General features: G+C 50.6%; 12 protein-coding genes. 4 read left to right on the top strand and 8 right to left on the bottom strand.

Annotation, left to right across the window (positions count from 1 at the left end):
- Positions 1 to 117: 117 nt before the first annotated feature.
- The 8 genes from WES_RS15650 to WES_RS15615 form a co-directional block, all read right to left on the bottom strand.
- Positions 118 to 1,482 (bottom strand): MFS transporter, encoded by a 1,365-nt coding sequence (locus tag WES_RS15650; protein ID WP_001000995.1) that lies wholly within the window; start codon positions 1,480 to 1,482, stop codon positions 118 to 120.
- A gap of 150 nt (positions 1,483 to 1,632) precedes the next feature.
- Complete coding sequence (gene cyoE, locus WES_RS15645) at positions 1,633 to 2,523, bottom strand: heme o synthase (protein ID WP_000971333.1); 891 nt, start codon at positions 2,521 to 2,523, stop codon at positions 1,633 to 1,635.
- Between the two features lie 11 nt (positions 2,524 to 2,534).
- A complete protein-coding gene (locus tag WES_RS15640; RefSeq protein WP_000019801.1) occupies positions 2,535 to 2,864 on the bottom strand; it encodes a cytochrome o ubiquinol oxidase subunit IV in 330 nt (109 codons plus the stop codon).
- Entirely contained in the window at positions 2,864 to 3,478 is a 615-nt protein-coding gene (locus WES_RS15635; protein ID WP_000179822.1) for a cytochrome o ubiquinol oxidase subunit III, read from the bottom strand. The genes WES_RS15640 and WES_RS15635 overlap by 1 nt, the downstream gene beginning before the upstream one ends.
- Positions 3,468 to 5,459 carry a cytochrome o ubiquinol oxidase subunit I gene (gene cyoB, locus WES_RS15630; RefSeq protein ID WP_000467154.1) on the bottom strand — a complete coding sequence of 664 codons (1,992 nt, stop codon included), beginning with the start codon at positions 5,457 to 5,459 and terminating at the stop codon, positions 3,468 to 3,470. Before cyoB ends, WES_RS15635 begins: the two co-directional genes overlap by 11 nt.
- Positions 5,460 to 5,480: 21 nt before the next feature.
- Entirely contained in the window at positions 5,481 to 6,428 is a 948-nt protein-coding gene (gene cyoA, locus WES_RS15625) for a cytochrome o ubiquinol oxidase subunit II (protein WP_001239436.1), read from the bottom strand.
- 458 nt (positions 6,429 to 6,886) lie between these two features.
- Positions 6,887 to 8,362 (bottom strand): muropeptide MFS transporter AmpG, encoded by a 1,476-nt coding sequence (gene ampG, locus WES_RS15620; RefSeq protein ID WP_016159192.1) that lies wholly within the window; start codon positions 8,360 to 8,362, stop codon positions 6,887 to 6,889.
- A gap of 43 nt (positions 8,363 to 8,405) precedes the next feature.
- Positions 8,406 to 8,984, bottom strand: coding sequence for a lipoprotein (locus tag WES_RS15615; RefSeq protein WP_000473500.1), 579 nt, complete (start codon positions 8,982 to 8,984; stop codon positions 8,406 to 8,408).
- A 304-nt stretch (positions 8,985 to 9,288) separates the two neighbouring features.
- Between WES_RS15615 and bolA the strand changes: the two genes are divergently transcribed.
- The 4 genes from bolA (at position 9,289) to clpX (ending at position 13,515) form a co-directional block, all read left to right on the top strand.
- Positions 9,289 to 9,606, top strand: coding sequence for a transcriptional regulator BolA (gene bolA, locus WES_RS15610; RefSeq protein ID WP_000973458.1), 318 nt, complete (start codon positions 9,289 to 9,291; stop codon positions 9,604 to 9,606).
- A gap of 341 nt (positions 9,607 to 9,947) precedes the next feature.
- Complete coding sequence (tig, locus tag WES_RS15605) at positions 9,948 to 11,246, top strand: trigger factor (protein ID WP_001198383.1); 1,299 nt, start codon at positions 9,948 to 9,950, stop codon at positions 11,244 to 11,246.
- Positions 11,247 to 11,491: 245 nt separating this feature from the next.
- On the top strand, positions 11,492 to 12,115 hold the full coding sequence (gene clpP, locus WES_RS15600; protein WP_000122253.1) for an ATP-dependent Clp endopeptidase proteolytic subunit ClpP: 624 nt from the start codon (positions 11,492 to 11,494) through the stop codon (positions 12,113 to 12,115).
- A gap of 125 nt (positions 12,116 to 12,240) precedes the next feature.
- On the top strand, positions 12,241 to 13,515 hold the full coding sequence (clpX, locus tag WES_RS15595; RefSeq protein WP_000130305.1) for an ATP-dependent protease ATP-binding subunit ClpX: 1,275 nt from the start codon (positions 12,241 to 12,243) through the stop codon (positions 13,513 to 13,515).
- Positions 13,516 to 13,701: the final 186 nt, after the last annotated feature.

Here is a 13,701-nt window from a genome sequence, read left to right on the forward strand (position 1 = left end):
TCATGCCGGATGCGGCGTGAACGCCTTATCTGGCCTGCAATAGTTTGTGATTTCAAAAGATTACAGCAACTTTGTAGGCCTGGTAAGCGTAGCGCATCAGGCAATTTAGCCTCGTTTTTATGCCTGGCGAATTGCCTGTTCAACCTCAAAGCGATTCGTCACTTTGCTGTCGATTTTCACGTAAGCCGAATGTTCTTCTTCTGCAATCAACACTTCTTTGACGCCTTCAGTTTCCAGCAAACGCACTTTTAACGCCTCGTTTGCGGCAATGTCCGCCGGGATTTCAATGCGTAAACTGCTGACATATGGCGGTTCTTTCATGGTACTGGCGACTGCCAGCCACACCGCAGCCAGCATTGCACCAGCGAGAAATACCCCCTGACCGTCAAACATGCCGTCAATCCAGCCGCCCAGCGAACCGCCAATCGCCACGCCAAGAAACTGGCTGGTGGAGTAAACGCCCATCGCCGTGCCTTTGTAACCTGCTGGCGACTCTTTACTGATAAGTGAAGGCAGAAGGGCTTCCATCAAATTAAACGCCACAAAGAAAAGCTGCACGCCGACCACCAGTTGCCAGAACTGCGTTTGTGCGTTCCACAACACAATTTCCGCAACCACGATCAGCCCGACGCAGAAGACAAAAACTTGCTTCATCTTGCGCTTAACTTCGGCGTAGATAATGAAAGGCACAACCGAGCCAAAGGCGATTAACATCGTCGCCAGATAGACCTTCCAGTGTTCAGCCGCCGGAAAACCCGCGTTAGCCAGTTGCCCAGGTAGAGCAACAAACGTCGACATCAGCAACATGTGCAGACACATAATGCCGAAGTTGAGTTTCAGCAGGCGTGGTTCCGCCAGCACTTTACTGAAACTGCCTTTCACCATCCCGGACTCACGATTAAGTACGTGCGTGCGGCTGTTGGGTACAACCCAAATGGTCAACGCGATGCCAGTCGTTGCCAGAATAGCGATCATCCAGAACAACGCGTGTAGCCCAAGTTTGTGAGTGATGATCGGGCCAAGCACCATTGCAATGGCGAAGGTAATGCCAAAACTGACACCGATAAAGGCCATCGCTTTGGTACGGTTTTGTTCACGAGTGAGATCGGAAAGCAGCGCCATAACGGCGGCGGCAATCGCACCGGAGCCTTGTAACGCCCGACCCAGAATGATCCCCCAGATGGAGTCGGAAAGCGCGGCAATCACGCTACCCGCGACAAACACAGCTAACCCGCCAACGATAAGCGGTTTACGGCCTATGCGGTCGGAAAGCAGGCCAAATGGAATCTGAAAAACGGCCTGAGTCAGACCATAAATGCCAATCGCAATACCGATCAACGCTTCACTGGCGCCTTGCAGAGCCATGCCGTACGTGGTCAGAACCGGCAGAACCATAAACATGCCCAGCATACGCAATGAAAATACGGTTCCTAAACCCCAGGTCGCGCGCCGCTCGCCTGGCGTCATTTTATAATCGTTCATTACCACCTCTGTTTTAAATTCGCGACTAGTGTAAAGCGGCAAACGAATGGGGTAAACATGCGGATTTTTTAGTAAATATTTCGTGAGGGATATGTTTCTAATGCTAAGAAAAAAGGTGCCGTAGCACCTTTTTTAACAGGGAAGTCGCAGTTACCAAACTGCAGCCAGCAGCGTATGCGAGTCCGGCACCATAAAATCAACGGACATCATTACCGAAAGGGCAGTGATGGCGATGATAGAGAAGCCGAATAGCTTACGCGCCCAGATTCGGTCATCAGCAACTTTATAACCACGCAGAGCCATACCTAACCACCAGACGCTGACTGCCGCAGCGACCACCAGATATTTGTATCCAGCGTAACCGCCAAGAGAGAGCATCAGCGTGGCAACAGCAAAGGCGATGATGTACAGCGTGATGTGATTCTTCGCCACTGAAATGCCTTTCACCACCGGCAGTACCGGAATGTTCGCCGCCTGATAATCCTTAAAGCGGAAAATGGCGATGGCATAAGAGTGGGGCATTTGCCACAGGCTGAAGATAGCCAGCAGGATTGCTGCGCCGCTATCGAAGTCGCCTGTTACTGCACAGTAGCCAATCACCGGCGGCGCTGCGCCGGAGAGAGAACCAATCAACGTGCCGTAGACAGAGTGGCGTTTCATGTACAGGCTATAAACGCCGACATAAACCACAAAGCCCATCACCCCCAGCCAGCAGGCCAGCGGATTCGCGCCAAACCACAGCAGCATAAAGCCAGCAATACCCAGCAAGGTGGCGTACACCAGCGAGACAGCAGGAGAGATCAGGCCTTTAACCAGCACCCGATTCTTCGTCCTTTCCATCTTTCTGTCGATATCCCTGTCGATGTAGTTGTTAAACACACAACCCGACGCCACAACCAGTGACACCCCAACCAACGTGTAGATAAACAGGGGATAATCAATGCTGCCCTTCGAGGCCAGCAAAAATCCCCCAATCACCGAGATCAGGTTGCCAAAGATGATGCCTGGTTTCGTTACTTGCAGGTATTGCTTAAACATCATAACCGCCGCTCTTAGTGCATCATCATGTTGTAGTTGAGGTTCCACATGATCCAAATGGAGCCTACAACCAGGATAGCGATGATTAGCACGGTGAAGACAAACGCCGTCATGTTCCAGCCTTCATCTGATTTGGTATTCATGTGCAGGAAGCACACCAGATGCACCAGAACCTGTACCACTGCCATTGCCAGGATTGTTCCCAGAATTACGGCCGGTGAGGCAGAACCTGACATCACCATCCAGAACGGAATTACCGTCAGAATGATCGACAGGATAAACCCTGTCATATAGGTTTTTACGCTGCCATGGGATGCGCCGCCGCTCACGTTAGAATGACTCATTACATCGCCCCCATCAGATAAACAACAGTGAACACACAGATCCACACCACATCCAGGAAGTGCCAGAACAGGCTCAGACACATGATGCGGGTACGGTTAGTGCTGGTCAGGCCGCGACGGGCGATTTGCACCATCAGCACCGCCATCCAGATAAGACCGGAAGTGACGTGCAGACCGTGTGTCCCGACCAGCGCAAAGAACGCTGACAGGAAGCCGCTGCGATCCGGGCCCATGTCGTTAACAATCAGGTGATGGAATTCATAGAGTTCCATCCCGATAAATCCGGCACCAAACAACCAGGTCAACGCCAGCCAGGAGATAACCTGGCTTTTGTTGTTTTTGTACATGGCGATAGCCGCCATGCCGTAGGTGATGGAGCTGAACAACAGCAAGAAGGTTTCAACCAGAACGAACGGCAGTTCGAAAATGTCCTTACCTGTCGGGCCGCCTGCGGTGCCGTTCACCAGAACGGCATAGGTAGCAAACAAGATGGAGAACAGAATGCAGTCGCTCATCAGGTAGATCCAGAATCCGAAGATTTTGGTTCCGCCTGCATCGTGGTGCCCGTGTTCGTGCGCGTGGGCAGTCGCGTGCGTCAAAGTATCAGTTGCCATTTTTCAGCCCTGCCTTAGTAATCTCATCGAAATGCTGGTTTTCCAGTTTTTCGATTTCTGCCACCGGCACGTAGTAATCCACGTCCTCGTCGAAGCTTTTCACGATCCAGGTGATGATCATGCCTGCGAAGCCAACAATCGCCAGCCACCAGATATGCCAGATCATGGCGAAACCGAAGATGGTGGAGAAAGCCGCAATGACGATACCGGCGCCGCTGTTTTTCGGCATATGAATTTCTTCATAGTGGTCAGGCTTTTTGTACGCTTCGCCTTTCTCTTTCATTTCCCAGAATGCATCACGCTCGTGAACGTGCGGCACAACGGCAAAGTTATAGAACGGAGGCGGGGAAGAGGTTGCCCACTCCAGCGTACGGCCACCCCACGGGTCACCAGTCAGATCACGGTTCTGGTCGCGGTCGCGAATAGAAACGTACATCTGAATCACGAGGCAGAGAATACCCAGCGCAATCAGTACCGCACCGCTGGCTGCAATCATCAGCATAGTGTGGAACTGCGGGTCAATCTGCTGGCTCAAACGACGGGTCATACCCATAAAGCCCAGCGCATACAGCGGCATAAAGGCAACGAAGAAGCCGATGATCCAGAACCAGAACGCGCGTTTACCCCAGGTTTCGTTCAGTTTGAAACCGAACGCTTTAGGCCACCAGTAGGTCATCCCTGCGAAGCAGCCGAAGACCACGCCGCCGATGATAACGTTATGGAAGTGCGCAATCAGGAACAGGCTGTTATGCAGAACGAAGTCCGCGCCCGGTACTGCCAGCAGCACGCCAGTCATACCGCCCACCGAGAAGGTGACGATAAAACCGATGGTCCACAGCATCGCGGAATGGAACACGATGCGACCCTGGTACATGGTGAACAGCCAGTTGAAGATCTTCACCCCGGTCGGGATGGCGATAATCATTGTGGTGATACCAAAGAAGGCGTTTACGTTCGCGCCCGCACCCATCGTAAAGAAGTGGTGCAGCCAGACGATGAACGACAGCACGGTGATACAGACGGTTGCCCATACCAGCGAGGTATAACCAAACAGACGTTTACGCGAGAAGGTTGCCGCAATTTCGGAGAACACACCGAAAACAGGCAGGATCAGGATGTAAACTTCCGGGTGTCCCCATGCCCAAATCAGGTTGATGTACATCATCATGTTGCCACCCATATCGTTGGTAAAGAAATGGGTGCCCAGATAGCGATCCAGGGTCAACAACGCGACGGTAACCGTCAGAATTGGGAAGGAAGCAATAATCAGAATGTTTGCGCACAGTGATGCCCAGGTAAATACTGGCATCTTGAACATGGTCATGCCCGGTGCGCGCATCTTCAGAATGGTAACGAAGAAGTTGATACCGGTTAGCGTTGTACCAATACCGGATAGCTGGAGACTCCATATCCAGTAATCGACACCGACCCCTGGACTGTACTCTATTCCCGATAGCGGTGGATAGGCCAGCCAGCCGGTCTGCGCAAATTCGCCCACGCCGAGAGAAACGTTAACCAGAATCACACCAACAACGGTAAACCAGAAGCTTAAGTTGTTGAGGAACGGGAACGCAACGTCACGCGCGCCGATCTGCAGCGGAACCACCAGGTTCATCAGACCGATAACGAAAGGCATCGCCACGAAGAAGATCATAATCACGCCGTGCGCGGTGAAGATCTGATCGTAGTGGTGAGGCGGCAGGAAGCCAGCTTCGCCCGCCGAGGCAAGGGCCTGCTGGCTACGCATCATAATGGCGTCAGCAAAACCACGCAGCAGCATCACAATTGCCACGATGATATACATGATACCAAGGCGTTTATGGTCGACGGAGGTCAGCCACTCTTTCCACAGGTAGGTCCACTTACCGAAGTAAGTGATCAGGCCAACGAGCGCCAGACCTCCCAAAATAATGGCAGCGATCGTAACCATGACGATAGGTTCATGGAACGGGACTGCATCAAGTGATAATTTTCCGAACATCTTTATTCTTCCTCAACCCCTTTAATGGGCGGATTCCGCGTGGCTCATGTCCATGCCTTCCATACCTTCGTGTGCGCTGTGCTCACCTTCTGGCTGGGTCATGTCCATGCTCTTACCGTGAGCCATAAACTTGTTAATCACATCGGCAAACAAATCTGGTTTCACGTTGGAGAAATATTCCACCTGGTTGTATTCGCTAGGCGCGGCCAGTTTTTCGAACGCAGCCATGTCAGACATGGTGTTCGGCGACTGTTTGGCTTTTGCGACCCATTGGTCGAATGCGGCACGATCCGGCGTTGCGATAGCTTTGAACTTCATGCCTGAGAAGCCCGGGCCGCTGTAGCTGGCGGAGATACCGTCATAAGTACCGGGTTCGTTGGCGATCAGATGCAGGCGAGTCTGCATACCGGCCATGGCATAAATCTGGCTACCCAGACGCGGAATAAAGAAGGAGTTCATCACGGAGTTGGAGGTCACTTTGAAGTACACCGGAGTGTTCGCCGGGAAAGCGATTTCATTCACGGTTGCAATGCCCTGTTCCGGGTAGATGAAGAACCATTTCCAGTCCATGGAAACCACTTCGATGGTAATGGGCTTCTCGTCGTGTGCCAGCGGCTTGCTAGGCTCAAGAGCGTGAGTGGTTTTCCAGGTCAGTACCGCAAGGAAGATGATGATTAAGATAGGCACCGTCCAGACCACAGCTTCCACTTTATTGGAGTGTGACCAGTTCGGGCTGTACTTAGCATCTTTATTGCTCGCACGGTACTTCCAGGCGAAACCAACAGCCATCAAGATTGCGGGAATAACGACAATCAACATCAGGCCAAATGCCGTCAGTATCAGTGAACGTTGCTCCAGACCAATCTGTCCTTTGGGATCTAACAGCGCAGAATTACAGCCACTGAGCAATACAGTGCCTGCAAATAATGACAACCATCCCAAACTTTTATTGTATTTCCTGAGTCTCATTTAACGACCTCAATTCCACGGGATCTGGTGGCGTTTAAAGTGTGTGGGCATTTTACGGGAAGGTTACATTACTGTAAACATGATTAAATTCCTGTTACTTTGATTTGGCTGTCAGGTCACATATGTTGCAAAACATATCAGGTTGATTTTAAGAACCTGTTGCAAAAGGGCGTTATAACGAAAGGGGAGTGCAGAAGGTGGTGGGGATGGCAATTGGTATAACCAATCGAAAATAAAACAATTATTTAACAATTAATTATCATGAAAGTGACAAAACAGGCGTGGAAAAATAAAGAGTCATTAGCTGAATCGTGTAAAAAAATAAAACATATAAATTACGTCAATAATTTCCGAAATCTAAGCCGCACAAAAGAACAAATATTATTAAGCGATGCTGATGCTTATTTAGCCGTAATAATTACGTCGTGTGATTACTACAGCTAAATTATATTCACAGATTACGTCAGATGCGTTTTTCGTAGCGCCAGATAATCCAGAAAACCGCCAAGCACGACGCCGCCCAGGGCGACTAAAACGCCGACTTTCAGCAGAGCTGGCAGGAAAGAGAAGTGGGTCAAATCCAGCGCGTCCAGCGTCAACAGCAGTAACCACACGCTTAACAGACCGACGCCCGCCGCCAGTGTCCACATGGCAAAAGCATAACCTGACGGATATTCGGTACGTAGGATAAAGTTGTCGTTGACCCGTGTATATTCAAGCGTCTGGCGGCAAACCAGCAGTAAAATAAGCCCAGGTACGGCGGCGGCGACGGAGAAAAGATAGAATGTCGACCAGCCGTGTGATTCAACAAACCAGCCCGCCACTGGGCCGACATAAACCCGTCCGACAGCGGAAAGCGCCGAGAGCAGGGCAAACTGAGTAGCGGAGAATGACTTATTACACAGAGTCATTAACAGCGCCACAAATGCCGATGTGCCCATCCCGCCACACAGGTTTTCGAAAAAGACGGCTGCGCCCATGCTGTAGAGATGCTTATCAGTCACCGAAAGCAGCCAGTAACCGGCGTTGGACGCACCTTGTAAAAGGCCGAAAATCAGTAGTGCACGGAACAGCGAAAGACGCTGCATCAGAATACCACCGTACAACGCGCCGACGATGGTCGCCAGCAGACCGAGCGTTTTGTTAACCACGCCTACTTCACCGGCATCAAACCCGACGCCGCGAATCAAAAAGGTGGTAGTCAGACTCATGGCGAAAGCATCGCCCAGCTTATACAGCACGATTAAAAGCAGAATCAGCCATGCGTTATTGCGACCAAAGAAATCACGCAACGGTGCTACAACGGCTTGTTCCAGCGTTTTGGGTACAGGAATGGTGTCGGTTGGTTCTGGCGCAAGCAACGTTGCGATAATGCAGGGGATCAGCAGAGCCGCCATCAACCAGTACATGCCTTGCCAGCCCAGCCATTTATCTGCCAGCCATAAGGCTAAACCACCAGAAACCAGCATCCCTAAACGGTAACCCAGCACGCTGATTGCTGCACCTGCGCCGCGTTCTTCCGCAGGAAGTACATCCGTTTTCCACGCATCAAAGACAATATCCTGAGAAGCGGAGCAAAAAGCGATAACCACCGCCAGTGCCGCCATCCAGCGAAGTTGCGTACCTGGTTCGAGAAAACCCATCGCCGCAATCGCCAGTAGCAGCAACGCTTGCGTGGCGAGCAGCCAGCCGCGTCGACGTCCGAGGAACGGCGGGGTATAGCGGTCCATCAGCGGCGACCAGAGAAATTTAAATACGTAAGCCTGGCCCACCAGAGAGAAGAAACCAATGGTTTTAAGATCGATATTCTCGACTGTCATCCACGCCTGTAACGTGCCGGATGTCAGGGCGAGCGGCAGCCCGGAAGCAAAACCCAGGATCAGCAAAATAGCTGAACGTGGCTGTTGGAAAATACGTAAATATTGACTGGACATGGGCGTCTACAGGCCCGATTTACATCGGGCCAGAGGGCAGAAATTAACGTGCGTTCTGCTTGATAAATTCGTGGATGCTGGTGTCCTGAGACATATCAGCAATGGTGTCGGTCAGCACACTGTTAACCGCATCAGCGATGTTTTTGTTGGAGGCCTGGAACGCACCTTCAACGTTGTAGCTGGCACGATAGTTTTTAGTCATTTTGTTGCCATTCTGCGCGGTGGCAATGATGGCGATATCTGCTTTGGTAGCAATGTTGTAGCGCACGTTGCCCTGGGACACGTCGGCATACAGTTGGCTAACGATGATTTGCAGATTAACCGGGCCATTCGGGCCAACCATATAACCGCGAGCGGTCATCTGTTTTTCCAGCACTTCTTGCAGCAGGAAACGCAGATCGCGGGAAGCGGTCAGGGTAACGATTTGATTATCGCGGGTGACTTTTGCCAGCGCCTGATCGGTACGCTGATCGGCACCATTAATGCTAACGGTGATGCCCATCAGGCTTGGATCTTGCTGTGGCAGCGTCATCGTCGGAGAAACTTCAATGGTTGTTGGCGGTTTTGCACATCCTGCAAGCATAAACAGAGCAACTAACGGGAAGAGGATTTTTTTGAACATGTTCTGGCTCTCAGAGACTTTTTAGCGTGTTTGGTAAAGATTCCCGCCATCATAACATCGCCAACGACGAGGGGAAGTGGGTAAGACATGTAAATTCATTATGTTGACGAAATAATCGCCTTGGGTAAAAGAAACACCGATGTGAAGCCGGTGAATCAATCTTTAAATCAGTAAACTTCATACGCTTGACAGAAAAAACAGGATGAAAGCTAATTATTTGTTGTTAAGCTGTAATGGAAACGGTTAAAGCGGCTAGTATTTAAAGGGATGGGTGACATCTCAGCGTTGTCGGAGGAGATATTTCATGATGATACGTGAGCGGATAGAAGAAAAATTAAGGACGGCGTTCCAACCCGTATTCCTCGAAGTTGTGGATGAAAGCTATCGTCACAATGTCCCAGCCGGCTCTGAAAGCCATTTTAAAGTTGTGCTGGTCAGCGATCGTTTTATGGGTGAACGTTTTCTGAATCGTCATCGAATGATTTACAGTACTTTAGCGGAGGAACTCTCTACTACCGTTCATGCGCTGGCTCTGCATACTTATACCATTAAAGAGTGGGAAGGATTGCAGGATACCATCTTTGCTTCTCCTCCCTGTCGTGGAGCAGGAAGCATTGCCTAAACGCATTTGCAACAGTTAGCGTTTTTCCAGTATGTTGTTAAAGATTTTATGAAAAACGGCCTGCGGGCCGTTTTGTTTTGTCTGGATTTTGCGCTTTTTGCCCAGCATTCAGACGAAAATTACCTGGGAATTGTGAAAAAATACGCGGCAGCGCGCAATAACCGTTCTCGACTCATAAAAGTGATGCCGCTATAATGCCGCGTCCTATTTGAATGCTTTCGGGATGATTCTGGTAACAGGGAATGTGATTGATTATAAGAACATCCCGGTTCCGCGAAGCCAACAACCTGTGCTTGCGGGGTAAGAGTTGACCGAGCACTGTGATTTTTTGAGGTAACAAGATGCAAGTTTCAGTTGAAACCACTCAAGGCCTTGGCCGCCGTGTAACGATTACTATCGCTGCTGACAGCATCGAGACCGCTGTTAAAAGCGAGCTGGTCAACGTTGCGAAAAAAGTACGTATTGACGGCTTCCGCAAAGGCAAAGTGCCAATGAATATCGTTGCTCAGCGTTATGGCGCGTCTGTACGCCAGGACGTTCTGGGTGACCTGATGAGCCGTAACTTCATTGACGCCATCATTAAAGAAAAAATCAATCCGGCTGGCGCACCGACTTACGTTCCGGGCGAATATAAGCTGGGTGAAGACTTCACCTACTCTGTAGAGTTTGAAGTTTATCCGGAAGTTGAACTGCAGGGTCTGGAAGCGATTGAAGTTGAAAAACCGATCGTTGAAGTGACCGACGCTGACGTTGACGGCATGTTAGATACTCTGCGTAAACAGCAGGCGACCTGGAAAGAAAAAGACGGCGCTGTTGAAGCAGAAGACCGCGTAACCATCGACTTCACTGGTTCTGTAGACGGCGAAGAGTTCGAAGGCGGTAAAGCGTCTGATTTCGTACTGGCGATGGGTCAGGGTCGCATGATCCCGGGCTTTGAAGACGGTATCAAAGGCCACAAAGCGGGCGAAGAGTTCACCATCGACGTGACCTTCCCGGAAGAGTACCACGCAGAAAACCTGAAAGGTAAAGCAGCGAAATTCGCTATCAACCTGAAGAAAGTTGAAGAGCGTGAACTGCCGGAACTGACTGCTGAATTCATCAAACGTTTCGGCGTTGAAGATGGTTCCGTAGAAGGTCTGCGCGCTGAAGTGCGTAAAAACATGGAACGCGAGCTGAAGAGCGCCATCCGTAACCGCGTTAAGTCTCAGGCGATCGAAGGTCTGGTAAAAGCTAACGACATCGACGTACCGGCTGCGCTGATCGACAGCGAAATCGACGTTCTGCGTCGTCAGGCTGCACAGCGTTTCGGTGGCAACGAGAAACAAGCTCTGGAACTGCCGCGTGAACTGTTCGAAGAGCAGGCTAAACGCCGCGTAGTTGTTGGCCTGCTGCTGGGCGAAGTTATTCGCGCCAACGAGCTGAAAGCTGACGAAGAGCGCGTGAAAGGCCTGATCGAAGAGATGGCTTCTGCGTACGAAGATCCGAAAGAAGTTATCGAATTCTACAGCAAAAACAAAGAACTGATGGACAACATGCGCAATGTTGCTCTGGAAGAACAGGCTGTTGAAGCTGTACTGGCGAAAGCGAAAGTGACTGAAAAAGAAACCACTTTCAACGAGCTGATGAACCAGCAGGCGTAATTTAAGCAGCATAACGCGCTAAATTCGCACAAAGGCCCGTCACCGCCAGGTGGTGGGCTTTTTTTTGTCATGAATTTTGCATGGAACCGTGCGAAAACCCTCTTTCGGTGTTAGCGTAACAACAAAAGATTGTTATGCTTGAAATAGGATGATGCCGTACCCATAACACAGGGACTAGCTGATAATCCGTCCATAAGGTTACAATCGGTACAGCAGGTTTTTTCAATTTTATCCAGGAGACGGAAATGTCATACAGCGGCGAACGAGATAACTTTGCACCCCATATGGCGCTGGTGCCGATGGTCATTGAACAGACCTCACGCGGTGAGCGCTCTTTTGATATCTATTCTCGTCTACTTAAGGAACGCGTCATTTTTCTGACTGGCCAGGTTGAAGACCACATGGCTAACCTGATTGTGGCGCAGATGCTGTTCCTGGAAGCAGAAAATCCAGAAAAAGATATCTATCTGTACATTAACTCCCCAGGCGGGGTGATCACTGCCGGGATGTCTATCTATGACACCATGCAGTTTATCAAGCCTGATGTCAGCACCATCTGTATGGGCCAGGCGGCCTCGATGGGTGCTTTCTTGCTGACCGCAGGGGCAAAAGGTAAACGTTTCTGCCTGCCGAATTCGCGTGTGATGATTCACCAGCCGTTGGGCGGCTATCAGGGCCAGGCGACCGATATCGAAATTCATGCCCGTGAAATTCTGAAAGTTAAAGGGCGCATGAATGAACTTATGGCGCTTCATACGGGTCAATCATTAGAACAGATTGAACGTGATACCGAGCGCGATCGCTTCCTTTCCGCCCCTGAAGCGGTGGAATACGGTCTGGTCGATTCGATTCTGACCCATCGTAATTGATGCCAGAGGCGCAACTGTGCCGCTATACTTATTCAGGGCGGCACAACGCTGTAAGCGGCTTGCGCCTGAGAATGGCATTTGCGTCGTCGTGTGCGGCACAAAGAACAAAGAAGAGGTTTTGACCCATGACAGATAAACGCAAAGATGGCTCAGGCAAATTGCTGTATTGCTCTTTTTGCGGCAAAAGCCAGCATGAAGTGCGCAAGCTGATTGCCGGTCCATCCGTGTATATCTGCGACGAATGTGTTGATTTATGTAATGACATCATTCGCGAAGAGATTAAAGAAGTTGCACCGCATCGTGAACGCAGTGCGCTACCGACGCCGCATGAAATTCGCAACCACCTGGACGATTACGTTATCGGTCAGGAACAGGCGAAAAAAGTGCTGGCGGTCGCGGTATACAACCACTACAAACGTCTGCGCAACGGCGATACCAGCAATGGTGTCGAGTTGGGCAAAAGTAACATTCTGCTGATCGGTCCGACCGGTTCTGGTAAAACGCTGCTGGCAGAAACGCTGGCGCGCCTGCTGGACGTTCCGTTCACCATGGCCGACGCGACCACGCTGACCGAAGCCGGTTATGTAGGCGAAGACGTTGAAAATATCATTCAGAAGCTGTTGCAGAAGTGCGACTATGACGTACAGAAAGCGCAGCGCGGGATTGTCTACATCGATGAAATCGACAAAATTTCTCGTAAGTCGGACAATCCTTCTATTACCCGAGACGTTTCCGGTGAAGGCGTACAGCAGGCACTGTTGAAACTGATCGAAGGTACGGTTGCCGCCGTTCCACCGCAGGGCGGGCGTAAACACCCGCAGCAGGAATTCTTGCAGGTTGATACCTCTAAGATCCTGTTTATCTGTGGTGGTGCGTTCGCTGGTCTGGATAAAGTCATTTCCCATCGTGTAGAAACCGGCTCCGGCATTGGTTTTGGCGCGACGGTAAAAGCGAAATCCGACAAAGCAAGCGAAGGCGAGCTGCTGGCGCAGGTTGAACCAGAAGATCTGATCAAGTTTGGTCTGATCCCTGAGTTCATCGGTCGTCTGCCAGTTGTCGCAACGCTGAATGAACTGAGCGAAGAAGCCCTGATTCAGATCCTCAAAGAGCCGAAAAACGCCCTGACCAAGCAGTATCAGGCGCTGTTTAATCTGGAAGGCGTTGATCTGGAATTCCGTGACGAGGCGCTGGATGCTATTGCTAAGAAAGCGATGGCGCGTAAAACCGGTGCCCGTGGTCTGCGTTCCATCGTAGAAGCTGCGCTGCTCGATACCATGTATGATCTGCCGTCCATGGAAGATGTCGAAAAAGTGGTTATCGACGAGTCGGTAATTGATGGCCAAAGCAAACCGTTGCTGATTTATGGCAAGCCGGAAGCTCAGCAGGCATCTGGTGAATAATTAACCATTCCCATACAATTAGTTAACCAAAAAGGGGGGATTTTATCTCCCCTTTAATTTTTCCTCTATTCTCGACGTTGAATGTGGGGGAAACATCCCCATATACTGACGTACATGTTAATAGATGGCGTGAAGCACAGTCGTGTCATCTGATTACCTGGCGGAAATTAAACTAAGAGAGAGCTC

It is taken from the genome of Escherichia sp. KTE31 (genome assembly GCF_000407925.1).
In the GTDB taxonomy this organism is placed as follows: Bacteria; Pseudomonadota; Gammaproteobacteria; order Enterobacterales; family Enterobacteriaceae; genus Escherichia; species Escherichia ruysiae.